This window comes from Massilia sp. LXY-6 (assembly GCF_051233485.1).
Lineage (GTDB): Bacteria > Pseudomonadota > Gammaproteobacteria > Burkholderiales > Burkholderiaceae_D > Telluria.
Genome location: NZ_JBKFGF010000009.1, coordinates 210105 through 233671, shown reverse-complemented (window position 1 = coordinate 233671; position 23567 = coordinate 210105). Strand labels below are relative to the sequence as shown.

The window sequence follows — 23567 nt, the reverse complement described above, 5'->3', positions numbered from 1 at the left end:
GACACAAGATTCCAGAAAAACCGCCAGCGATGGCGGTTTTTTTTTACATTGACGAAACGGAGAACAGCAATGCCCCGCACCGACGATCTACGCATCCGCGAAATGAAGGAACTGACACCGCCATCGCACCTGATCCGCGAGTTTCCGGTGACCCCGGCGGCCGAGCACACCGCGGCTTCGGCGCGCGTGGCGCTGCACCGCATCCTGCACGGCCAGGACGACCGCCTGATGGTGGTGATCGGACCGTGCTCGATCCACGACCCGAAGGCGGCGATGGAGTACGCGCGCCGGCTGGCGGAACAGCGCGAGCGGCTGAAGGGCGAGCTGGAGATCGTGATGCGCGTGTATTTCGAGAAGCCGCGCACCACGGTGGGCTGGAAGGGCCTGATCAACGACCCCTACATGGACAACAGCTTCCGCATCAACGACGGCCTGCGCATGGCGCGCGAGCTGCTGCGCGACGTCAACGAGCTGGGGCTGCCGGCCGGCACCGAGTTCCTCGACGTGATCAGCCCGCAGTACATCGCCGACCTGGTCAGCTGGGGCGCGATCGGTGCGCGGACCACCGAATCGCAGGTGCACCGCGAGCTGGCCTCCGGCCTGTCGTGCCCGGTCGGTTTCAAGAACGGCACCGACGGCAACATCAAGATCGCGGCCGACGCCATCAAGGCATCCTCGCAGCCGCACCACTTCCTGTCCGTGACCAAGGGCGGGCATTCGGCGATCGTGTCGACCGCCGGCAACGAGGATTGCCACATCATCCTGCGCGGCGGCAAAGCCCCGAACTACGACGCCGCCAGCGTCGAGGAAGCCTGCCGCCAGCTGGCCGCGAACGGCCTGGCCAGCCGCCTGATGATCGATGCCTCGCACGCCAATTCCAGCAAGAATCCGCAGAACCAGGTGCCGGTGTGCGCCGACATCGGGGGCCAGATCGCGCAAGGGGATACCCGCATCGTCGGCGTGATGGTCGAATCGCACCTGGTGGGCGGGCGCCAGGACCTGGTGCCGGGCAAGGAGCTGGTCTATGGCCAGTCGGTCACCGACGGCTGCATCGACTGGGAGACCAGCGTCGGCGTGCTGGAAGGGCTGGCGCAGGCGGTGCGCCAGCGGCGTTTGCGGGAAGAGTAATAAAAAAACGGCGAACCGAGGTTCGCCGTTTTGCTTTGCGGACCCGGCCGCCGGAGCAGCCGGGAGCAGTCGCTTACATGGAGTAGCGCAGGCCGACCTTGAAGTAGCGGCCGATGGCGCCGCTGCCATCCATCGGGTTGAAGCTCATGCCGCCGTAGGTCAGCGGATCGAGCGGCGCGACCTTGTCGAACAGGTTCTGGATCGAGCCGTAGATCTGCAGGTGGCTGTTCACGTTGTAGCGTGCCGACAGGTCGACCGTGGTGAACGAGGCCAGGCGGCAGTTGCCCGGAGCCGGCGAGCCGTTCGCGAAGCTGTTGGCGCACTTGTCGCCGGCGAAGTACACGTTCTGCATGTCGGCGCGGTAGTTGGCCGTCGCGGTCACGTTGAACTTGTTGCTGTAATCCCACGAAGCGGTCGCGCTGAGCTTGTCCTTCGGGGTGCCGGCGCAGTTCGAGGTGTCGCAGTTGCCGTGGGTGCCGGCGTACTGGTAGCGGGTACCGCTCTTCTCGGCGCGAACCCACGATGCGATGTGGGTCCAGGTCAGGCCGACGGTGGCGCGGCCGTAGTCGCCCAGGCGCATGCGCTGCTTGATGTCCAGGTCCACGCCCTTGATCTCGGTGAAGCTCGAGTTCTGGTACGGAGCGTTCGACAGCAGCAGGGTGCCGGTGTTCGGGATCGCGACGCCGTTCACGACCAGGTTGTTGTCGTTGCGGATCGCGCTCGGCAGGGCGGCTGCTTCGACGTAGGACAGCGGGTTGATCTCGTTTTCACGGCGGATCTTGAAGGCGTCCAGCGAGAGGCTGGTGTTGGCCAGCGGATCCCAGACCATGCCCAGGGTGTAGCCCTTCGAGGTTTCCGGCTGCAGATTCGGGTTGCCGACCTTGACCGCGCCGATCGAGATCGCGCAGTCGGCCTGAGTGGCGCCGCCGGCTGCCGGCACGCCGCCCGGGCAACGGACCGGATCGCGCACCGACGAGCTGCCGGTGCTCTGCGATTCGACGCCCGCTTCGGCCGGACCCGGCGCGCGGAAGCCTTCCGAGTAGGTGCCGCGCAGGGCGAAGGTCTTCAGCGGGGTCCACTTGACGCCGACTTTCGGCGTGGTCGACGAGAAGTTCTTGTACTTGTCGTAGCGCACCGCACCGGTCAGTTCGACGGTCTTGATCACCGGCGCCGCGACTTCGAGGAAGACTGCCGAGATGTTCTGGTCACCTTTGGCGGCCACGTAGGAGGCGTTGATCGAGCCGTCCGCAGTGCCCGACAGCGACGGGTTGTCCAGCTTCTCGCGGCGGTGTTCGGCGCCGAACGCCAGGCCCAGGGCGCCGCCCGGCAGCTGCATCAGCTCGCGCGAAGCCTTGAAGTCGACGATGTCGAGCTGGGTGGTCGATTCCGAGGTGGCGTTGGTCACCATCGCGGCGTACAGCGAGGCCGGGTTCTTGCTGGCCTGGGTGCCGATGTAGTACGGGAAGTACTGGCTGGCCGGGTTGCCCAGGGCGGCCTGCAGCACCTTCATGTTGATCATGTTGCTGTAGTTGAGGCCCAGCTCGGACTTCGAGTGCAGCAAGGCGGTGTCGAAGTCCCAGCCGAATTTCTGACCCTTGATGCCGATCACGAAGCGGCTGAACGAGTTGTCGACCGAGCGGGTGCTGGGGCCGACGTCGAACATCGAGTAGCGCAGGCGCACGTCGGCGCCGTACGGGTTCTGCGGGTGCTTGGCCGACATCAGGATCGTGTTGCCGTACGAGATCACGCCGGTCGGGCTGTTGGCGTTCGGCGGGAAGGCGACGGTCGAGCTGGTCGACGGCGGGGTCAGCGTGAACGAGGTGTTGCGGCTGGAGTAGCCGGCTTCCGCGTACAGTTGCAGGCCGCCGTCCAGGTTCTTGGTGCCGCGCGCATACAGGTTGTAGCCGTCGATCTGCGGCTGCATCGAGCGGAACTGGTCCTGGTACCACAGGCAGCCGCCGGCCGGATCCTGGGCGACCACCGGCGAGAACTGCGAGCAGCCGCTCAGGCCGACATAGTTGTTGGTCTTCGGATCGCGCAGGGCGCCGGCCGGAGACGGGCTGGCTGCGCCCGGGGTGATGTAGCCGCCGGCGAACTGGCTGTTGGCGGCGTAGCCCCACGGACGGATGTCGCCATGGCCGATCCATTCGCGATCGGCGCGGGCCTTGTTCTTCAGCTCGTGGTTGGTGTAGACCTCGAAGTTGGTCATGACGTTGAAGCCGTCATTGTCGAGGTTGCCCTTGCCCCAGGTCATGGAGGCCTTGCCCATTTCGCCATCGCGGTAGCGCGATTCGCCGCCTTCGGCCTTGAGGGTCAGGCCGGTGAAGTCCTTGCGCAGGATGATGTTGACCACGCCGGCGATCGCGTCCGCGCCGTAGGTGGAGGAAGCGCCGTCCTTCAGGATCTCGATGCGCTCGACGGCTTCCATCGGCACGGTCGACAGGTCGGTGAAGCTCTTCTGGCCGTCGTCGGCGCGCGCGAACGGTGCCATGCGGCGGCCGTTCAGCAGCACCAGGGTCGAGGTCGCACCCAGGCCGCGCAGCGAGATCGCGGTCGAGCCGGCGGCGAAGCCGTTGCCGAAGCCGGTCGGCAGCGAGCCTGCGCCGTCGGCGGTCAGGGTCTGCAGGTATTCGGCGACGGTGCCCTTGCCCGACTTGGCCAGGTCTTCGCGGGTGACCACTTGCACCGGCGAGGCGGTCTCGGCGGTGGCGCGCTTGATGCTCGAGCCCGTGACTTCCACGCGCTGCATCGGCGTGGACGAGCTGTCCTGCGCCATGGCGGCGCCACCCAGCGCCGCGTAGGCGAGGGCGAAGGAAACTGCCTGGGTTATTGCTTTTTTCTTATGCATTTCGACTCCAAGAAATGATCTGATGGTGACCATATGTATATGCGCGAGATTGGCCGACTTCACATACATACATGCCAGAAAAGTGAATTGCTTGATGTAGCTATTCGCAGTTTTGAAAAAATAGAGAATTTTTTTCAAACTTGTGCATCAAACCACCTATCTCAGCCGATAGTCAATATGCATACGCGTGTGATATTGCGTCCATACAACACATTAAGACTTGCTAATAAGGAGTGTTGAGGGTAGGCGTCGCCGGGATGCAACTTGCCAACGCATGAGCATTGGGGCCAGAATGCCGTACACGTATTTACGAAAGGGTCCATTGCACATGTCATACCATGATGAGATCGCCGCGCTCGAAGGCGAAGTACTGGGTGCGCTGCGACGCGGCGACGACGGCCGGGCAGGACAGTTGTGGGAAGCCGTCCTGCAGCGCGCCCCGGACCATCCGAACGCCTTGCAGGCGCTGGCGCAGCGCGCATTCCGCAGCGGCGACCTGGTGCAGGCGCGCAGCTTGTTCGAGCGGCTGGTCGCAGTGGACGGCAGCGACCAGCAGCAATGGATCAACCTGGCCGTAGTGTGCCTCGGCCTGCAGGATGAAGCCGGCGAGGAGCGGGCGATCCGGGGTGCGCTGACGGTGGCGCCCAGCGACTTGCTGGGCCTGCTGTTGCGCGCCGGCCTGCTCGAGCGCCAGGGCAAGACCCATGCAGCGGCAGCAGCCTACGGTGCCGCCGCCGGCGTGGCCCCGCCGATGGACCAGCTCAAGCCGGAACTGCGTCCGAGCGTGGCGCGCGCACGCGCCTACAAGGAAGACTACGACGCCCGCTTCGGCGCCTTCCTCGACAGCTATCTGGCACCCTATTTCAGCGAGGTCGAAGGTGCCGGGGTGGGGCGCTTCCGCGAGTCGGTCGACATCATGTTCGGCCGCAAGAAGCGCTACGACTCGCAATCGATGCTCTACCATTACCCGGGATTGGCGCCGCTCAGCTTTTTCGAGCGCGCCGACTTTCCCTGGCTCGACGCCGTCGAAGCGCAGACCGATGCGATCCGTGCCGAGTTCCTGCAGGTGCTCGCCGGCGAGGAGGGCTTCACCCCCTACCTGACCTACGGCGCGGACCAGCCGCTCAACCAGTGGGCCGAGCTGAACAACTCCCTGCGCTGGAGCGCCCTGCACCTGTACCGCGGCGGCGTGCCGGTGCCGGCCAACGCCGGGCGCTGCCCCGTCACGATGGCCGCGCTGGCGGGGGTGCCCATGCCGGACCAGCCGGGCCGCACGCCGAGCGCCATGTTTTCCCTACTCAAGCCGCACACCCGGATTCCTCCGCATGTGGGGGCCTCCAACGCGCGCCTGGTGACGCACCTGCCGCTGATCGTGCCGCCGGGCTGCGGTTTCCGGGTCGGCAACGACACCCGCGAATGGGTGCCGGGCAAGGCCTGGGTCTTCGACGACACCATCGAGCACGAGGCCTGGAACGACAGCGCGCAGTTGCGTGTCGTGCTGATCTTCGATATCTGGCACCCGCACCTGAGCCAGGCCGAGCGCGCGCTGATCACGGCCATGAGCCGGGGCATCGACGCGTTCTCGCAGGGCGAGGGCGGGTTCGGGCTGTAGTCGCCATGAAAAACGGCGAGCCGAAGCTCGCCGTTAGTACTGCATCAACCTGTTTGCCGGTTAGAACTTGGCGGTCAGGTTCAGGAACATCTTGCGTCCCAGTGCGTCGTACATCGACGGGAAGGTATTGCCGTTACCCGAACCGGTGCCGTACTTCGAGGTCAGCGGCGGGTCCTTGTCGAGCAGGTTGTTGATGCCGGCAGTCAGGCTGATCTTCTTGGTGATGCTCCAGATCGCAGCCAGGTCCAGGTAGCTCATCGACGGCAGGTGACGGTCCACGGCGTTGAAGCTGCCTTTCAGCAGGTCCTGGTTGCTCGAGGTTTCGATGTCCACGTCCTTGAAATAGCGCCAGGTCGCGGCCACGTCCACCGACCACGGCGTGTTCCAGTTGACGCGCAGCTTGTGGCGCCAGGTCGGACGCGGCTGGCCGCACTTGCCCGAACCGTTGTACAGGCCAGCGCAGTCGTAGCTGCCTTCGCCCGGCAGTTCTTCCACGCTGAAGTTCTTCAGCCAGGTGCCGTTCATCGCCACGCCGAGGCTGCCCATGTCGCCCAGCCTGTAACCGTAGTTGACGCCGAGGTCGATGCCGGAGGTCTTGATCGAGCCGATGTTGGTGTTGGTGGCGACGATGCGGGCGGTCGGCAGCAGCCACAGGGTGCCCAGGGCATCACGCGTGATCTGCGAGCAGAAGCGCGCATCGCCGGTGTTCAGGCATTTCTCGAGCGTGGTGGTGGGGCCGACCGAGCTGATGGTGTCTTCGACCTTGATGTTGAAGTAGTCGATGGTCACGGCCAGGCTGCGCATCGGGGTCAGGACCAGGCCGAAGGTGGTCGACTTCGACTGTTCCGGCTTCAGCTTCGGGTTACCGCCTTGCAGGTAGTTGTACTGGCCGGCCGGGCTGTCCTGGATGGTGCCGAACTGGGCTGCGCTGACGCCGGTACGGGCGCACATGGCCTGGGTCACGCCGCGGGCCGCGATCTCGGCGGCAGTGCCGGCGCATGGGTCGGCGTCGTTGTCGTACAGGTTCAGGCCGGCCGGCGAGAACAGTTCGACCACGTTCGGCGCGCGCACCGCCTTCTGGTAGCTGGCGCGCAGGCGGGCCATCGATACCGGCGACCATTCGATGCCGACGCCGTAGGTGTTGGCCCTGGTGCCGGTATTGATATTGCTGTGACGGAAGCTGCCGTTCACGGACAGCAGTTCGGCGAAAGGCATGCCTTCGACCAGCGGCGCGCGGAATTCGCCGAACGCATCCTTGACGGTGTACGAGCCCTTGACCGGGGTGGTCGGGCCGCCCGTGCCGGACAGGTCGCCGGCGGCCGACGGCGCGTCCGGGTCGAGCTGCAGGGTCTCGGTGCGGCGTTCCACGCCGAACGAGACGCCGACGCCGCTCTTTGCGGTCGGCATCTTCAGGCCGTATTCGCCCAGGTCCGAGGAAATGTTGGCGCCCTGGATCTGCTGCGAGGTGAAGCCCGTGGTCGTGCCCGGAATCTGCAGGTAGGCCAGCTGTTCCGGCGTCACGCCGCCGGCTTTCCATGGGTTGTACGGGACGCAGTTCGGGTCGGTGCCGTTGACGACCGAGGCGCAGACCGCCTTGCCGTTCTGGTTCACCACGTCCATCGCGCGCTTGCCGCGCTCGGTCGAGAAGTAGTTGTCCTGGCTGCTGGTGCCGCGCACCTTGGCGACCTGGGCGAACACGTCGTAGTTCCACTTGCCCACTTCGCCCTTGACGCCGACGATCGAGCGGAACGAGGTGTTCTGGAACACGGAATCGCGGCCGCCGCCTTCGACGTTGCGGCGCTGGATCACGACGTCGGTGCTGTCGGTCGGCTTGGCCAGGCCGAGCGCGGTCTTCCAGGCCGGCGAGAGCAGCGGGTTGTCGCCGCGGATGGTGTAGACGTCGCCGAACAGGCCGCCCGGTGCGATCTGGGCATCGGTACGGTCGTCGTGGAAGGCGATGTCGGTGTACAGGCGCGCGTTGTCGCTCAGGTCGAAGTGCGCGGAAGCGGCGGCGCCGTAGCGTTCGTCCGGACGCTGCAGGTGGTTCAGCGGGCCGAAGTTGTAGGCATCGGTGGCGGTGCTGTAGGCGCGCGGGGTGCCGGCGGCATCGGTGACGGTGTAGATCTTGTTGGTCTTGGTGTTGGTGAAGCGGCCGGTCGCGTTGGTGCTGGAGCCGCCGCAGGCGAAACCGGTCGCGCTCGAGGACAGCGAGCAGGCGGTGAAATCGCGCTGCGACTGCAGCAGCGCGTCGTCGCGCTTGTAGCTGAAGAACACGGTGGCGTTGCCCTTGCCGCCGTCGAAGTTACCGCCCATCAGCAGGCTGACGTCCTTCGAACGGCCGTCGAAGTGGGTGTCGCCGGGCAGCTTGAATTCGTTCGGGTTGGTGGCCGCGCGCGCGCGTACCAGGTCGGCAACGCCGCCGGAATTCTGCTGGTGGTGGCTGTAGCCGCTGGCGTTGGCGTCGATCTGTACGCCCTGGAACTGGTCGTTCATGATGAAGTTGACTACGCCCGCGACCGCGTCGGCGCCGTACACCGCGCCGGCACCGCCGGTCAGCACTTCGACGCGCTTGATCAGGGCAGCGGGAACCTGGTTCAGGTCGGCTGCGGTCGAGCTCGGGCTGCCTTGCGGCAGGCGCTTGCCGTTGACCAGCACCAGGGTGCGGTTCGAGCCGAGGCCACGCAGGTCGACGGTCGCGGTGCCGGTCGCACCGTTGACCACGTTACCGGTTTGCGCGGCGAACACCTGCGGCAGGTTGTTCAGCAGGCTCTCGACGTTGCGCACGCCATCGGTCTTGATGTCCTTCGAGCCCAGCACCGTCACCGGGCTGGTGCCTTCCAGTGCGGCCATCGGGATGCGCGAACCGGTCACTTCGACGCGCTGCATCGTGCCGGTGGCCGTGGTGTCCTGGGCCGGGGCCGCGCCGTCCTGCGCGGTCGCGACGGTCGCACTCAGCGCCATGCTGCCTGCGAACATCAAACGGACTGATCGAGATAGTACTTTTTCCGCCATCATTGTTGTCGTTCCTCTTTGCCCGGACACGCCCCTCGTGCGGCCGTACCCGGTGGATTGTTGTGATTTTCGCTACTTTTTTGGGAAAGCCTGCTGGTAGCTTTTCAATGGAAACATTGACAATTAGTAATGTCAATACGGAAAAACAATTCTTGTGTAAATACAACGACATGAGGTTTGTTTGGCGTTTTTTCGATAAAAAGAGTGATTGTTTTATTGCTTAGAAAATACGTAAAACATTATTTTGTATTTTCGGAAAATATGTACATACATGTCGCTTTTGCCCGGAAGAATATTGGTGTCAATGCTTGCCGAGCGAAGCAAGGCAGGTTTTGGTGGCGGCGCGCACTTGCAAAAAAATCGTATTCATGGCAAGACGCCGCTGCCGGCGGAAAGCGCGGATCGCCCGGCCCCCGCATCGAATATTTCATGAGGCAAGGCTTCGAAACTGGTCTATAGTTTCGTTTTGCCCCTGAGAATCACCAGAAATCCGATGTTTGCTTATATCCTTCGCCGCCTCTGGCAGATGCTGCCTACCATGGCGGGCGTCGTGGTGCTGGTCTTCGTGCTGTTCAACTGGGTAGGCGGCGATCCCTCCTACCTGCTGGCCGGGAAGATGGCGGATGCGCAGGCGATCGCCAGCATCCGCACCCAGCTCGGGCTGGACCAGCCCTGGTACGTGCAGCTCGGCATCTTCGTCAAACAGATCCTGAGCTTCGACTTCGGTAACGCCTGGAGCACCGGCGAGCCGGTCTCGCACATCCTCTCGACCCGGCTCGGCCCTTCGCTGACGGTGCTGGTGCCGCTCACCGTGCTGGAGACGCTGATCGGGATCGCGCTGGCGCTGGCCATCGCGTTCGTGCGTGGCTCGCTGACCGACCGCCTGGTGATGCTTGCCTGCACGGTCGGCATGTCGATCTCGATCCTGGTCTACATCATCGTGTTTCAGTACGGGCTGGCCTACAAGCTCGGGCTGTTCCCGGTGCAGGGCTGGGGCGACCATTTCCTGGAAAACCTGCTACGTTACGCCACGCTGCCGATCCTGATCGGCCTGACGGTCTCGGTGGCGCCGACCCTGCGCCTGTTCCGCAGCTTCGTGCTGGACGAGGTGGGCCAGGACTACGTGCGCACCGCGCGCGCCAAGGGCCTGTCCGAGCGCCGCATCGTCTGGGTCCACGTGCTGCGCAACGCCGCCATCCCGATCATCACCTACGTCATGGGGAACCTGCCGGCCCTGCTGATCGGCGCCTTCCTGCTCGAGCGCTTCTTCGGCATCCCGGGCATCGGGCGCGAGGTGATCCTGGCGGTCGAGCGCAGCGACTTCCCGGTGATCAAGGCGATCACGGTCTACGTGGCCGCCGCCACCATGGTGTTCAACCTGCTGGCCGACCTGATGTACCAGGCGGTGGACCCGAGGGTTCAGCTGAAATGAGGCAAATGAATCAAGCTGTCTCGCCCGGCCTGTGGGCGCTCGCCTGGCGGCGCCTGCGCGCCGACCGCGTCGCGATGGCATCGCTGGCGGTGGTGCTGCTGTTCCTGCTGTCGGTGCTGCTCTCCGGCGCCGGCCTGATTGCCGGCGACTGGGAAGACGAGGTGGCGGTGAACTATGCGCCGCCGACCTTGATGGGCCCCGATCCTTCCTTGGCGGCGCTGGCGCGCCCCGCAGCGCCGGCGCCGCCGAACGCCTTCGATCCGCTGGCGGCCGACATCGATGCGCTGAAGGCCGAACTGGCCCGCAAAGGGCGGGCGACGCAGGCCGTCAAGGCCGCCACGCTGCCGTTCGGCGCCGACAAATGGGGTCATGACGTCCTCAAGAAGACCATCAAGGGCGGCCAGACCTCGATCGTGGTCGGCCTGGTCGCGGCCCTGGTGGCGGTGGCCCTGGGCACGCTGTTCGGCGCCGTCTCCGGCTTCTACGGCGGCAAGGTGGACGACCTGTTCAACTGGTTCTACAGCATCTTTACCTCGATTCCGTCGATCCTGATGATCCTGACGGTGGCGGCGGTGCTGCAGACCAGGGGCGTGCTGACCATCGTGCTGATCCTGGGCCTGACCGGCTGGACCGGGCCCTACCGCCTGATGCGCGCCGAGTACATCAAGCACAAGGCACGCGAATACGTGATGGCGGCCGACGCCATCGGCGCATCCGGCTGGCGCCGCATGTTCTCGCACATCCTGCCGAACGTCTCGCACGTGGCGCTGGTGCAGATGTCGATCCTGGTGGTCGGCTTCATCAAGGCCGAAGTCATCCTATCCTTCCTGGGCTTCGGCGTGCCGGTGGGCGTCGTGTCCTGGGGCAGCATGCTGAACGAGGCGCAGAATGAACTCATCCTGGGCAAGTGGTGGCAGCTGGCGGCGGCGGCCAGCGCCATGGCGATCCTGGTGACGGCGTTCTCGCTGTTTGCCGACGCGCTGCGCGATGCGCTGGATCCGAAACTGAAGTGAGTTTTATATGACCCAGCCTTTACTTGAAGTCCGCGATCTGCGGGTCTCCTTCCGCATCGATAAAAAGAACACTTTCGAAGCGCTCAAGGGGATTTCCTTCAGCCTGCCGAAGAACGCGACCGTGGCCCTGGTGGGCGAATCCGGCAGCGGCAAGTCGGTCAGCTCGCTGGCGGTGATGGGCCTGCTGCCGCGGGAGACCACCATCATCCGCGAGGGCTCGTCGATCCGCTTCGACGGCCGCGAGCTGCTCGGGCAGTCCGTCGAGGAGCGCCGCAAACTGTGCGGCAAGGACATCGCGATGATCTTCCAGGAGCCGATGTCCTCGCTGAACCCGGTGTTCACGGTCGGCTTCCAGATCGGCGAAGTGCTGCGCCAGCACCTGGGCATGAACAAGCGCCAGGCGCGCGCCCGCACGCTCGCGCTGCTGGAGGAAGTCGGCATCCCCGATCCGGCCGACAAGATCGACGCCTACCCGAGCCAGATGTCGGGCGGCCAGCAGCAGCGCGTGATGATCGCGATGGCGATCGCCTGCGAGCCGAGGCTCCTCATCGCCGACGAACCGACCACGGCGCTGGACGTGACGATCCAGAAGCAGATCATGGAGCTGATCGCGCGGCTCCAGAAGAAGCACCAGATGTCGGTGCTGTTCATCACCCACGACCTCGGCCTGGTGGGGGAAATTGCCGACCGCGTGATCGTGATGCGCCACGGCGAGGTGAGGGAAGAGGGTTCGGCTGCGCAAGTCCTGCACGCGCCGGTGGATGCCTATACGCGCGCGCTGCTGCATTGCCGCCCGAAGCTGGACCAGCGGCCGGTCCGGCTGCCCGTCATCGACGATTACCTGAGCGGACGTTTTACCGCGGATGCCGAGCTGCCGCAGCGCTCGCGCGGGTATGCGCCCGGCGACGACAAGGTGCTGGTGGTCGAAGGCCTGCAGAAGAGTTTCTGGCTGCGCGAAGGCCTGTTCGGCAAGCGCGAGTTCAAGGCCGTGAAGGACGTGTCGTTCACGCTCCCGCGCGGCAAGACGCTGGGCGTGGTGGGCGAATCCGGTTCCGGCAAGACCACGGTCGGCCTGACCCTGCTGCGCCTGCACCGCGCCACCGGCGGCCGTGCCATGTTCGAGGGCCGCGACCTGCTGGCGATGAGCGACCGCGAGTACCAGGCCTATAAACGGCGCATCCAGATCATCTTCCAGAACCCGTACGCGTCGCTGAACCCGCGCTTCACGGTCGGCCAGATTTTGCTGGAACCGATGCGCATCCACCGCATCGGCGCCAACGATGCCGAGCGCACGCAGCATGCGCACTATTTATTGAAACGCGTCGGGCTGCCGGAGCAGGCCTTCCACCGCTATCCGCACGAATTCTCCGGCGGCCAGCGCCAGCGCATCGCGATCGCGCGCTGCCTGACGATGAAGCCGGAGATTCTGGTCTGCGACGAGTCGGTGTCGGCGCTGGACGTCTCGGTCCAGGCCCAGGTGCTGAACCTGCTGCAGGACCTGCAGGACGAGTACAAGATGAGCTACATCTTCATCTCGCACGACCTGTCGGTGGTGAAGTACATCTCCGACCGCGTGATGGTGATGCACCATGGCAGCGTGGTCGAGATGGCGGATTCGGACGAGCTGTACCGCAACCCGCAACACCCCTACACCCAGGCGCTATTGGCCGCCATCCCGCGCGGCGCCTAAGCTGAATCAGCATCAAACCGGGGTCAGACTCCGAATTTTGGAAATGTTCCGTTGGCTCTTTCCAAAATCGGGAGTCTGACCCCGGTTTGTTGTTAGTCAAGCCCGTGCGGGTCTGCCGTTTCCGATACCATACCGGCATGGCCCAGCTCTCCCACCTGATACATACGTACGGCGTGCTGATCGTGTTCGGCACCGTGCTGCTCGAACAGATCGGCCTGCCGATTCCCGCATTTCCCGTGCTGATCATCGCGGGCGCGCTGACGGTCGACCAGCATGCTCCCTGGCCCTTGTATCTGGCGGCCAGCATCGTGGCCTGCCTGATCAGCGATTATTTCTGGTTCCGCGCCGGCCGCTACTACGGCAAGCGCGTCCTGCGCCTGCTGTGCAGGATTTCACTGTCGCCCGATTCCTGCGTCAGCCAGACCGAGGACAACTTCAGCCGCTGGGGCGCCAAGTCGCTGGTGGTCGCCAAGTTCATCCCCGGCTTCAATACCATCGCGCCGCCGCTGGCCGGCGCGATGGGCACCAGCACGCAAGGCTTCATCTGGCTGTCGGTGGCGGGCGGCCTGCTGTGGAGCGGCGTCGGCATGGGCCTGGGCGCCTGGTTCCACGGCAGCGTCGACGACGTGATCGGCTGGTTCGAAGCCCTGGGCAGCACCGCGCTGATGGTGGTCGGCGCGCTGCTGGCCCTGTTCGTCCTGCTCAAGTACATCGAGCGCCGCCGTAACCTCGGCGCCGCCGAGTTGCCGCGCATCAGCGCCGATGAGCTGACATCCTTGCTCGAAGCCGGCCACGATCCGCTGATCGTCGATGCCCGCAGCCTCACCGCGCGCCAGATGGAAGCCGGCATCCCCGGCGCCCTCATCTATGGCGACGCCACGCCGGAACGCCTGATGGCCACCCTCGACCGCGAGCGCAACATCGTGGTCTATTGCACCTGCCCGAACGACATCACCGCGGCCCAGGTCGCGCAGACCTTCATCGCCAACGGTTTCCACCGCGCCCGTCCGCTGCGCGGCGGCCTCGACGCCTGGAACGCGCATTGCGCGGACGGCCGCACGGACGCCGGGCTCAGGTCCAAGGCTGGCTGAATTGGTAGCTCGACTACTCGCTTGTTTTGGAGAATTTTAGAGAGATTCCTAGATAAAAAACGGGTCCTGTACCTAAACTACAATAAACGCTTGCGCTGAAGCCAAGAAATCCTTAAGCTTCTGGAATCTGTTTTCGATTCCATGCCATGACCGTCGCACCCGCATCCATCGCTCTCCAGCCGACCTACGCCTCCTCGAATGCGACGGCGGAACACGCCAGCCCGCGCCTGCTCGCCGACATCGGCGGCACCAACGCGCGCTTCGCGCTGGAGCTGGGGCCGGGCCGGATCGCCCATATCGAAGTGCTGGCCTGCGCCGGCTACCCGACCCTGGCGGACGCCCTGCGCGCCTACCTGGCGCTGCCTGGCGTGGCCGAAGCGATGGCCGGCACGGGCACGGTGCGCCATGCGGCGATCGCGATCGCCAATCCGGTGATGGGCGACATGGTGCGGATGACCAATCACCACTGGGAGTTCTCGATCGAAGCGCTGCGCCGCGAGTGCGGCTTCGATACCTTTGTCGTGGTCAACGATTTTGAGGCGCTGGCGATGGCGCTGCCCTGGCTGCTTGACGGCGACAAGGTCCAGGTCGGCGGGGGCGCGGCGGTCGCCGGTGCGCCGATCGGCCTGCTGGGCGCCGGCACCGGGCTGGGCGTGTCCGGGCTGATCCCGGCACCGGACGGCAAAAGCTGGACCGCGCTGCGCAGCGAAGGCGGCCACGTGAGCTTTTCGCCGGCCAACCAGACCGAGGTCGCGATCCTGCAGTACGCCTGGCGCGAATTCGAGCACGTGTCGGCCGAGCGCCTGCTGTCGGGCGCAGGCGTCGAGTTGATCTACCGCGCGCTGGCGGATGTCCGCGGCCTTGGCGGTGAGGCGCTGGATGCGCCGGAGATCTCGCGCCGCGCCCTGGCCGGCGAATGCGCGCTGTGCGACGAGGTGGTCGAAACCTTCTGCGGCATGCTGGGCACGGTGGCAGGCAACCTTGCCGTCACGCTCGGCTCCCAGGGCGGGGTGTACATCGGCGGCGGCATCGTGCCGCGCCTGGGCGAGCGTTTCGAGCGCTCGTGCTTCCGCCGCCGCTTCGAGCAGAAGGGCCGTTTCGCGGCTTACCTGGCGGCGGTGCCGACTTATGTGATCACGGCCGACTACCCGGCCTTCCTGGGAGTTTCCGCGATCCTGGCCGAGCGGCTCGGCGTTTGAGCGGACGCAGCCCGGCGCCGCGCCGGGCGGGGCGCGCGCGTCCGCATGTGCATAGCATGTCCCTTTCCGGGTTTTATCGGGTACAATGGCCGCCAATTGGTAGAAACGATGTCGTTCGCTTGCCTGGCACGCCCGGAGCCTCGCCTCCACAGCCTGGTTTCTTCCTGCGCCAGCAGCCCCGTTTCTTCTGAAATTCAACCATTGCAGTCCGCTTTCCGGCGGGCTGCCGCGTGGCCGGCCTTGGCCCCCACGGTATTCCGCCCGGTGCCCGCCGCCGGGCCACGGAACCCAGTTTCAACGCGTGCTGTCTCATCCGGGCGTAAGTGCCTGTGTCGCTCCAACGACACGTCGTGACGGCGCATTGTGGCCGCTGAGCCGGTTTGTGTTTGCTTTTTTCTTTGCTGTTATGAACACTGATGAGGCCAAAAAGGTCCTCGAGACCGCCTTGCTGTGCGCACGCGAGCCGATGACGATCCACGGCATGAAGAAACTGTTCGCCGACGTCGACGCGAACGGCAGGCAGATCGGCGTGGGCGTGGGCGCCGACACGATCAAGATCCTGCTGGAAGAATTGCGCCAGGACTGGCGGGACCGCGGCATCGAGATCGTCAGCCTGGCTTCCGGCTGGCGCTTCCAGAGCCGGCCCGAGATGAAGCCCTATCTCGACCGGGTCGCGCCGGACAAGCCGCCGAAGTATTCGCGGGCGACGCTGGAGACGCTGGCGATCATCGCCTACCGCCAGCCGGTCACGCGCGGCGACATCGAAGAGATCCGCGGGGTCGCCGTGAACTCGCAGACGGTCAAGATGCTGGAAGACCGCGGCTGGATCGACGTGGTCGGCCATCGCGAGGTGCCGGGACGTCCGGCGCTGCTGGGCACGACCCGGCAGTTCCTCGACGACCTCGGCCTGGCATCGCTGTCGCAGCTGCCGCCGCTGCAGCAGGTGACCGATGGGGCCGATGGGCGCAGCCTGGCGGCGCTGGAAGCGGCTTTGCAACAATTTGACGACACTTCACCTGTTGAAGTCCCAGTGCGCGACATCGAGCACGAACCCGAGCAAGACCCTGCGCCCGCAACCGGCGGTTGATCTCGCGCCAGGTCAGCAAAAAACAATGAAACGAATGATGAATCCTACCGACACCACCGAGACGACCCCTGCCGACGCAGGGCTGGAGACGGCAGCCAAGCCGAAGCGCAAACCGCGCGCCCAGGCGGCGGCAGCCGACGGCGCGCAGCCGACCCTTGAAGCCAAACCGAAACGCACCCGCAAGGCCGCCGCCAAGCCGGCCGACGAGGCTGCGGCCCCGGCAGTCGCGCCGGCCGCCGAAGCGGCCCCGGCAGCGGAAGCCGCCAAGCCGGCCCGCAAGCCGCGCGCAAAGAAGCTTGTCGATGTGGCCGAGCAGGCCGCACCGGCTCCGGCCCCGGCGCCTGCCGTCGAAGCCGCGCCGGCCGCGCAGCAGGCTGCGCAAGCCACCGGTGACGGCCAGCGCAAGCCGCGCGGCCCGCGCCAGATGCGCGAGCAGCGCCAGGTGCGCGAAGCGACGGCCGCCGCGGTGGCTGCGCCGCGTGCGCAGGCCGATGGCAACGACGGCGCCGCAGTGGCGGCCCCGCCGGCCCAGCCCGATGCGGAGCAGGGCGAACGCCGCGACCAGCGTGCCGAACAACGCGGCGAGCAGCGCCGTGACGCGCGCACCGGCAAGCAGGATGGCCAGAAGAAGGCCAAGAAAGGCCAGCAGCAGGGCCAGCAAGGCCGTCAGCAGGGTCAGCAGGGTCAACAGGCCCAGCCTGGGCAGCCGGGCCAGCAGCAGGGTCAGCAGGCCCGACAACAGGCCAAGGGCAAGAACGCCCGTGGCGGCAAGGACACCCGGGGCGGCAAGCCGAACGATGCCGACGCCGTGTTCTCGTTCGTCACCTCGGATGCGTTCGACGCCAGCGAGGGCGGCCGTGGCCAGGCCCAGCCGTCCAAAGCGCGCCGCGACCTGACCGCCGACGATGATGCGCCGAAGCTGCACAAGGTGCTGGCCGAGGCCGGCCTCGGCTCGCGCCGCGACATGGAAGAGCTGATCATCGCCGGCCGCGTGTCGGTGAATGGCGAGCCGGCCCACATCGGCCAGCGCATCCTGCCGACCGATGCCGTGCGGATCAACGGCAAGCTGCTGCAGCGCCGCGTGAACAACAACAAGCCGCCGCGCGTGCTGGTGTACCACAAGCCGGCCGGCGAAATCGTCAGCGCGGACGATCCGGAAGGCCGTCCGTCGGTGTTCGACCGCCTGCCGACCATGAAGACCGGCAAATGGCTGGCCGTCGGCCGCCTCGACTTCAACACCGAGGGCCTGCTGCTGTTCACGAATTCCGGTGACCTGGCGAACCGCCTGATGCACCCGCGCTACAACATCGACCGCGAGTATGCCGTGCGCACCCTGGGCGAGCTGGAAGAAGGCATGCGCCAGAAGCTGCTGGCCGGGGTCGAGCTGGAAGACGGCCTGGCGTCCTTCACCAAGATCGTCGACGGCGGCGGCGAAGGCGTGAACCGCTGGTACCGCGTGGTGATCGGCGAAGGCCGCAACCGCGAGGTGCGCCGCATGTTCGAGGCGGTCGGCCTGACCGTCTCGCGCCTGATCCGTACCCGCTACGGCGCGATGACCCTGCCGACCGGCCTGAAGCGCGGCCGCTGGGAAGAGCTCGAGGAAAACGATGTGCGCAGCTTCATGACCGCCTTCGGCATCGAGAAGAAGGGCGGCGCGGCTCAGGGATCGGCACAAGGCCAGGGCCAGAAGCCGAAGCAGGGCGGCGGCAACCGGATGCGCGATGACGAGGATCGCCAGAATAACGGCAACCGCATCGACCGCGCCGACGCCAACCGCAATGTCGATCCGTTCGGCCCGCCGGTAGTCCGTGTCGGCGCCCAGCAGGGTGGCCGCGGCCAGTCCGGTATCCTGGGCGGTCCGCAGGGGCGCGGCGGGAACGGCTTCGGCGGCGGCCAGGGCCGCAACGGTGGTCAGGGTGGCCAAGGCCGCAACGGCGGGCAGGGCGGCCAGGGGCGCACCGGCGGCCAAGGGCGTAGCGGTGGCGGTGGCGGCAGCAAGGGCCCGCGCCAGCCGGATCCGCTGCAGACCACCTTCGGCTTTGCCGGTGCCGGCCAGAGCCGCCGTCCCCAGGGACCGCGGGTCAGCGACAACGGCATGCCGCGCCGCGGCCGCCGCAGCTGAGTTTCGGGCGATTCGGACGCCGCATGCAAGCCTGAAAACGGCGCGCCTGCGGCGCTTCGCCAGCCGAAGGTGTAAACTGTTGCATGCCTGTTCATTTTGCAGGGCGGCGATTGCGAGCCGCCCCGTATCGGGTTATAATTCGAAACCAACCCAAGTTCTCCCCAGCGTTTTGTTTGGTTCGAGGATGTCGGTCTGGTGAGGAATATAAGAAGATGGGCAGTTGCCCATTTTTTTTTTGTTGAATCGTTTTAAGACGTCCGGCGCCTTGCCGGCGATCTGGAGAAATCAGTGCAGCTGTTTGATTTGATTGCCACGACAGTCGGTGGACTGGGCTACGACCTCGTCGATATCGAACGGGCCGAGCGAGGCATCCTGCGCGTGTTCATCGATTTCCCGGCCGCGGTGGCGGACGAAAAGGGACCGATCTCGGTCGAAGATTGCGCCACGGTGAGCCACCAGCTGTCGCACGTGCTGATGGTCGAAAACGTCGACTACGAGCGCCTGGAAGTGTCGTCGCCCGGACTGGATCGTCCGGTGCGCACCCTGGCCGACTTCGAGCGCTTTGCCGGCAACGAATGCACGGTCAAGCTGCGCGTCGCGATGCCGGGCACCGCGAACCGCAAGACCTATACGGGCATCCTGCATGCACCGCAGGGCGACAAGGTCGGATTGGAATTTGAAAGCACGGATGGGCCGGCGTTATTGGAATTTACGCTGGCCGAACTGGACAAGGCACGTTTGGTGCCGAAGGTGGATTTTAGGAGTCGCAAAGCATGAGTCGCGAAATTTTGTTACTGGTTGATGCGCTGGCGCGCGAAAAAAACGTCGATAAAGAGGTCGTCTTCGGCGCGCTCGAGTTCGCACTGGCGCAGGCCACGAAAAAACGCTACGAGGGCGAGGTCGACATCCGCGTGAGCATCGACCGCGACAGCGGCGAATTCGAAACCTTCCGCCGCTGGCACGTGGTGCCGGACGAAGCCGGCCTGCAGCTGCCCGACCAGGAAATCCTGCATTTCGAAGCAAAAGAGCAAATCCCCGACATCGAAGTCGACGAATACATCGAAGAGCCGATCGAGTCGGTCGAGTTCGGCCGCCGTTTCGCCCAGGACACCAAGCAGGTCGTGCTGCAGCGCGTGCGCGACGCCGAGCGCGAGCAGATCCTGCAGGACTTCCTGGAGCGCGGCGACGCCCTCGTCACCGGTACCATCAAGCGCATGGAGCGCGGCGATGCGATCGTCGAGTCGGGCAAGATCGAAGCGCGCCTGCCGCGCGACCAGATGATCCCGAAGGAAAACCTGCGCATCGGCGACCGCGTCCGTGCCTACATTCTGCGCGTGGACCGCAACATGCGCGGCCCGCAGGTGATCCTGTCGCGCACCGCGCCGGAATTCATCATGAAGCTGTTCGAGCTGGAAGTGCCGGAAATCGAGCAGGGCCTCCTGCAGATCAAGTCGGCCGCCCGCGACCCGGGCGTGCGCGCCAAGATCGCCGTGTTCACGGCCGACAAGCGCATCGACCCGATCGGTACCTGCGTCGGCATGCGCGGTTCGCGCGTGCAGGCCGTGACCGGCGAGCTGGGCGGCGAGCGTGTGGACATCGTGCTGTGGTCGGAAGACCCGGCCCAGTTCGTGATCGGTGCGCTGGCCCCGGCCAACGTGTCGTCGATCATGGTCGACGAAGAGAAGCACGCGATGGACGTCGTGGTCGACGAGGAAAACCTGGCGATCGCGATCGGCCGTTCGGGCCAGAACGTGCGTCTGGCGTCCGAGCTGACCGGCTGGAAAATCAACATCATGACGGCCGAGGAATCGGCCAACAAGGCTGAACAGGAAACGGCCGCCGTGCGCGCGCTGTTCATGGAAAAGCTGGATGTGGACGAGGAAGTGGCGAATATCCTGGTCGAGGAAGGTTTCTCGAGCCTTGAAGAAATCGCTTACGTTCCCATTTCGGAAATGCTCGAAATCGAATCGTTCGACGAAGACACCGTCAACGAACTGCGCACCCGCGCCCGCGATGCGCTGGTGACTGAAGCGATCGCTTCCGAAGAAGGCCTCGAGGGTATGGAAGAGGCGCTGGTCAACCTGGAAGGGATGGACCGCACCACCGCCGGCAAGCTTGGCCTGGCCGGCATCAAGACCCTCGAGCAATTCGCAGGCCTGGCCTACGACGAGTTCAGCGCCATCCTGGCGTTGCCGACCGACCGCGCCCGTGAACTGATCAAGAACGCATTTAATGATGTGACCGACGATGAGATGAAACTGGTCGACGCCAAGTACGACGACCGGGCCAAGGCCCTTCAGGCGAAAGCCTGGAGCCAAGTGGAAACGGCCAAGGCATAAGGGTAGATGCAAAGACCGGGGCGGTGCCGCGGTCTTTGTCTTTCCAACCCAAGCAAATTTCTTTATCATCGCGCGACACATAGAAAAGAGGACTGAATGGCGAGTAACAACGTAGCCCAATTTGCCACCGAACTGAAGATGCCTGCAGATTTGCTGCTGACGCAGCTGCGTTCTGCTGGCGTCGAGAAAAGTTCGACGTCAGATCCCTTGTCCAAGGATGATAAGGATAAGCTGCTGAACCACCTGCGCCGTACCCACGGGGCCGGCGAGTCGGGCGAAAAGAAGAAGATCACGGTGACCCGCAAGGAAACCTCCGAGATCAAGCAGGCTGACGCGAGCGGTAAATCGCGCACGATCCAGGTCGAAGTACGCAAGAAGCGCACCTTCGTGCAGCGCGACGACCTGGTCACCACCCCGGCCACCCCGGCCCCGGTGATCGACGCCGCCGAGCAGGCACGTCGTGACGAGGAAGCGCGCCGCCAGTCGGAACTGCTGGCGCGCCAGGAAGCGGAACTGCGTGAAAAGCAGGAACGCCTGGCCAAGCTCGAATCCGAAAAGGCCGAGCAGGCCAAGGCGGCTGAAGAGCAGGCCAAGCGCGATGCCGAAGAGCGCGCCCAGCGTGACGCGGCGGCCGCGGCCCAGGCATCCGCCGAAGCTGCGGCAGGCGCGGCCGATGTGGCCGCCGAAGCCAAGCGCACCGCCGCCGAGGACGCCAAGAAGGCAGCCGCCGAGGAAGCCAAGCGCAAATCCGACGAAGCCGCCAAGGAAGCTGCCGAGCGCGCCGCCGCCACCGAGCGTGCGCGCAAGGCCGTGGCCGACGAAGTGGCCCAGATCAAGGCCATGATGGCCCAGCCGCGCCGCGTGATCAAGGCGCCGGAAGTGCCGGCACCGAAGCCGAAGGCGGCCGAGCCGGCAACGCTGCACAAGCCTGCCGACAAGAAGCCTGGCGAAGCCAAGCCGGCCGACGCGACCACCAATGGCGCACGTCCGAAACCGGGCGACAAGAAGTCGATCAAGTCGGCCAATGTGGCCTCGACCTGGTCGGACGACAAGAAACGCGGCGCTCCGGGCGGCGGCATGAAGGGCCGTGGCGCCCCCTCGACCGGCGGCCGTGACGGCTGGCGTGCGGGCGGTGGACGTGGCGGCCGTCGTGGCCACGACGATCGCGAAACCAACTTCCAGGCCCCGACCGAGGCGATCGTCAAGGACGTCCACGTCCCTGAAACGATCACCGTGGCCGAACTGGCGCACAAGATGTCCGTGAAGGCATCGGAAGTCATCAAGCAGCTGATGAAGCTGGGTCAGATGTGCACCATCAACCAGGTGCTGGACCAGGAAACCGCGATGATCGTGGTGGAAGAGATGGGCCACAAGGCCTTCGCCGCCGCCGAGGATGATCCGGAAGCGCTGCTGGCCGACCAGGGCGAGCATGCCGAGTTCGAGTCGAAGCCGCGCGCTCCGGTCGTGACCGTCATGGGCCACGTCGACCACGGCAAGACCTCGCTGCTGGACTACATCCGCCGCGCCAAGGTCGCCGCGGGCGAAGCCGGCGGTATTACCCAGCACATCGGTGCTTACCACGTGGACACCCCGCGTGGCATGGTCACCTTCCTGGATACCCCGGGTCACGAGGCGTTCACCGCCATGCGTGCCCGTGGTGCCAAGGCGACCGACATCGTCATCCTGGTGGTGGCGGCTGACGACGGCGTGATGCCGCAGACCAAGGAAGCAATCGCTCACGCGAAAGCGGCCGGCGTTCCCCTGGTCGTGGCGATCAACAAGATCGACAAGCAGGGCGCGAATCCCGACCGCGTGACCCAGGAGCTGGTGGCCGAAGGCGTGGTGCCGGAAGAATACGGTGGCGATTCGCCGTTCGTCCAGGTGTCGGCGAAAACCGGCCAGGGCATCGACGACCTGCTGGAAAACGTGCTGCTGCAGGCCGAAGTGCTGGAACTGAAAGCGCCGGTGGAATCGCTGGCCCGTGGCCTGGTGGTCGAAGCCCGCCTGGACAAGGGCCGCGGCCCGGTCGCCACCATCCTGGTGCAGTCGGGTACGCTGCGCCGCGGCGACGTCGTGCTGGCGGGTTCGTCCTTCGGCCGCGTCCGTGCGATGCTGGACGAGAACGGCAAGTCGGTAAGCGAAGCCGGTCCGTCCTTCCCGGTCGAGATCCAGGGCCTGACCGAAGTGCCGAGCGCCGGCGAGGAAGTCATGGTCATGGCCGACGAGCGCAAAGCGCGCGAAATCGCACTGTTCCGTCAAGGTAAGTTCCGCGACGTGAAGCTGGCCAAGCAGCAGGCAGCGAAGCTGGAGAACATTCTCGACCAGATGGGCGAAGGCGAAGTCAAGAACCTGCCGCTCATCGTCAAGACGGACGTGCAGGGTTCGCAGGAAGCGCTGGTCGGTTCGCTGCAGAAGCTGTCGACCTCGGAAGTGCGTGTGCAGATCGTGCACGCGGCCGTGGGCGGCATCACCGAGTCGGACGTCAACCTGGCGACCGCGTCGAAGGCAGTCATCATCGGCTTCAACGCCCGTGCCGACGCCCAGGCGCGCAAGCTGGCCGAGACCAACGGCGTCGACATCCGTTACTACAGCATCATTTACGATGCGATCGACGAGATCAAGACGGCACTGTCGGGCATGCTGGCGCCGGAGAAGCGCGAGCACATCACCGGCCAGGTCGAAATCCGCCAGGTCATCCTGGTGTCGAAGGTCGGCGCGATCGCGGGCTGCCTGGTCACCGATGGCGTGGTCAAGCGTACCTCCTCGGTTCGCCTGCTGCGCAACAACATCGTGATCTGGACCGGCGAGATCGATTCGCTGAAACGCTTCAAGGACGACGTAAAAGAAGTGCGCGCCGGCCTCGAGTGCGGCCTGTCGCTGAAGGGCAACAACGAAATCCAGGTCGGCGACGTCCTGGAAGTGTTCGAAGTCCAGGAAGTGGCCCGCACGCTGTAATTGCCAGCTTGGAGTCATGAAGTAGTACCATGGGGCCAG

General features: G+C 65.4%; 15 protein-coding genes. 13 read left to right on the top strand and 2 right to left on the bottom strand.

The window, feature by feature from the left end; translation table 11 throughout:
- Window positions 1-69: 69 nt before the first annotated feature.
- A complete protein-coding gene (gene aroG / locus ACI48D_RS05450; RefSeq protein ID WP_435570192.1) occupies window positions 70-1128 on the top strand; it encodes a 3-deoxy-7-phosphoheptulonate synthase AroG in 1059 nt (352 codons plus the stop codon).
- Between the two features lie 73 nt (window positions 1129-1201).
- On the opposite strand, the gene ACI48D_RS05445 is transcribed toward aroG, so the two are convergent.
- Complete coding sequence (locus ACI48D_RS05445; RefSeq protein ID WP_435570191.1) at window positions 1202-3976, bottom strand: TonB-dependent receptor; 2775 nt, start codon at window positions 3974-3976, stop codon at window positions 1202-1204.
- Window positions 3977-4304: 328 nt separating this feature from the next.
- Between ACI48D_RS05445 and ACI48D_RS05440 the strand changes: the two genes are divergently transcribed.
- Entirely contained in the window at window positions 4305-5588 is a 1284-nt protein-coding gene (locus ACI48D_RS05440) for an aspartyl/asparaginyl beta-hydroxylase domain-containing protein (RefSeq protein ID WP_435570190.1), read from the top strand.
- Between the two features lie 60 nt (window positions 5589-5648).
- On the opposite strand, the gene ACI48D_RS05435 is transcribed toward ACI48D_RS05440, so the two are convergent.
- A complete protein-coding gene (locus ACI48D_RS05435) occupies window positions 5649-8564 on the bottom strand; it encodes a TonB-dependent receptor plug domain-containing protein (RefSeq protein ID WP_435570189.1) in 2916 nt (971 codons plus the stop codon).
- A gap of 307 nt (window positions 8565-8871) precedes the next feature.
- Between ACI48D_RS05435 and ACI48D_RS05430 the strand changes: the two genes are divergently transcribed.
- The 11 genes from ACI48D_RS05430 to infB all read left to right on the top strand — a co-directional run bounded on the left by ACI48D_RS05430 (window position 8872) and on the right by infB (window position 23528).
- Window positions 8872-9033: a hypothetical protein gene (locus ACI48D_RS05430; protein ID WP_435570188.1), complete on the top strand. Its 162-nt coding sequence runs from the start codon at window positions 8872-8874 to the stop codon at window positions 9031-9033.
- 60 nt (window positions 9034-9093) lie between these two features.
- Complete coding sequence (locus ACI48D_RS05425; protein ID WP_435570187.1) at window positions 9094-10032, top strand: ABC transporter permease; 939 nt, start codon at window positions 9094-9096, stop codon at window positions 10030-10032.
- A complete protein-coding gene (locus ACI48D_RS05420) occupies window positions 10029-11045 on the top strand; it encodes an ABC transporter permease (protein ID WP_435570186.1) in 1017 nt (338 codons plus the stop codon). The genes ACI48D_RS05425 and ACI48D_RS05420 overlap by 4 nt, the downstream gene beginning before the upstream one ends.
- Window positions 11046-11052: 7 nt before the next feature.
- Entirely contained in the window at window positions 11053-12735 is a 1683-nt protein-coding gene (locus tag ACI48D_RS05415; RefSeq protein WP_435570185.1) for an ABC transporter ATP-binding protein, read from the top strand.
- A gap of 137 nt (window positions 12736-12872) precedes the next feature.
- On the top strand, window positions 12873-13826 hold the full coding sequence (locus ACI48D_RS05410; RefSeq protein ID WP_435570184.1) for a DedA family protein/thiosulfate sulfurtransferase GlpE: 954 nt from the start codon (window positions 12873-12875) through the stop codon (window positions 13824-13826).
- 146 nt (window positions 13827-13972) lie between these two features.
- Window positions 13973-15025: a glucokinase gene (locus ACI48D_RS05405; RefSeq protein ID WP_435570183.1), complete on the top strand. Its 1053-nt coding sequence runs from the start codon at window positions 13973-13975 to the stop codon at window positions 15023-15025.
- Between the two features lie 406 nt (window positions 15026-15431).
- Window positions 15432-16112: an SMC-Scp complex subunit ScpB gene (gene scpB, locus ACI48D_RS05400; protein ID WP_435570182.1), complete on the top strand. Its 681-nt coding sequence runs from the start codon at window positions 15432-15434 to the stop codon at window positions 16110-16112.
- Between the two features lie 34 nt (window positions 16113-16146).
- Entirely contained in the window at window positions 16147-18234 is a 2088-nt protein-coding gene (gene rluB / locus ACI48D_RS05395; protein ID WP_435570246.1) for a 23S rRNA pseudouridine(2605) synthase RluB, read from the top strand.
- 288 nt (window positions 18235-18522) lie between these two features.
- Complete coding sequence (rimP, locus tag ACI48D_RS05390) at window positions 18523-19011, top strand: ribosome maturation factor RimP (protein WP_435570181.1); 489 nt, start codon at window positions 18523-18525, stop codon at window positions 19009-19011.
- Window positions 19008-20573, top strand: coding sequence for a transcription termination factor NusA (gene nusA, locus ACI48D_RS05385; protein WP_435570180.1), 1566 nt, complete (start codon window positions 19008-19010; stop codon window positions 20571-20573). The genes rimP and nusA overlap by 4 nt, the downstream gene beginning before the upstream one ends.
- Before the next feature lie 96 nt (window positions 20574-20669).
- The gene (gene infB / locus ACI48D_RS05380) at window positions 20670-23528 is read left to right on the top strand and encodes a translation initiation factor IF-2 (protein WP_435570179.1); all 2859 of its coding nucleotides are present in this window, start codon (window positions 20670-20672) and stop codon (window positions 23526-23528) included.
- Window positions 23529-23567: the final 39 nt, after the last annotated feature.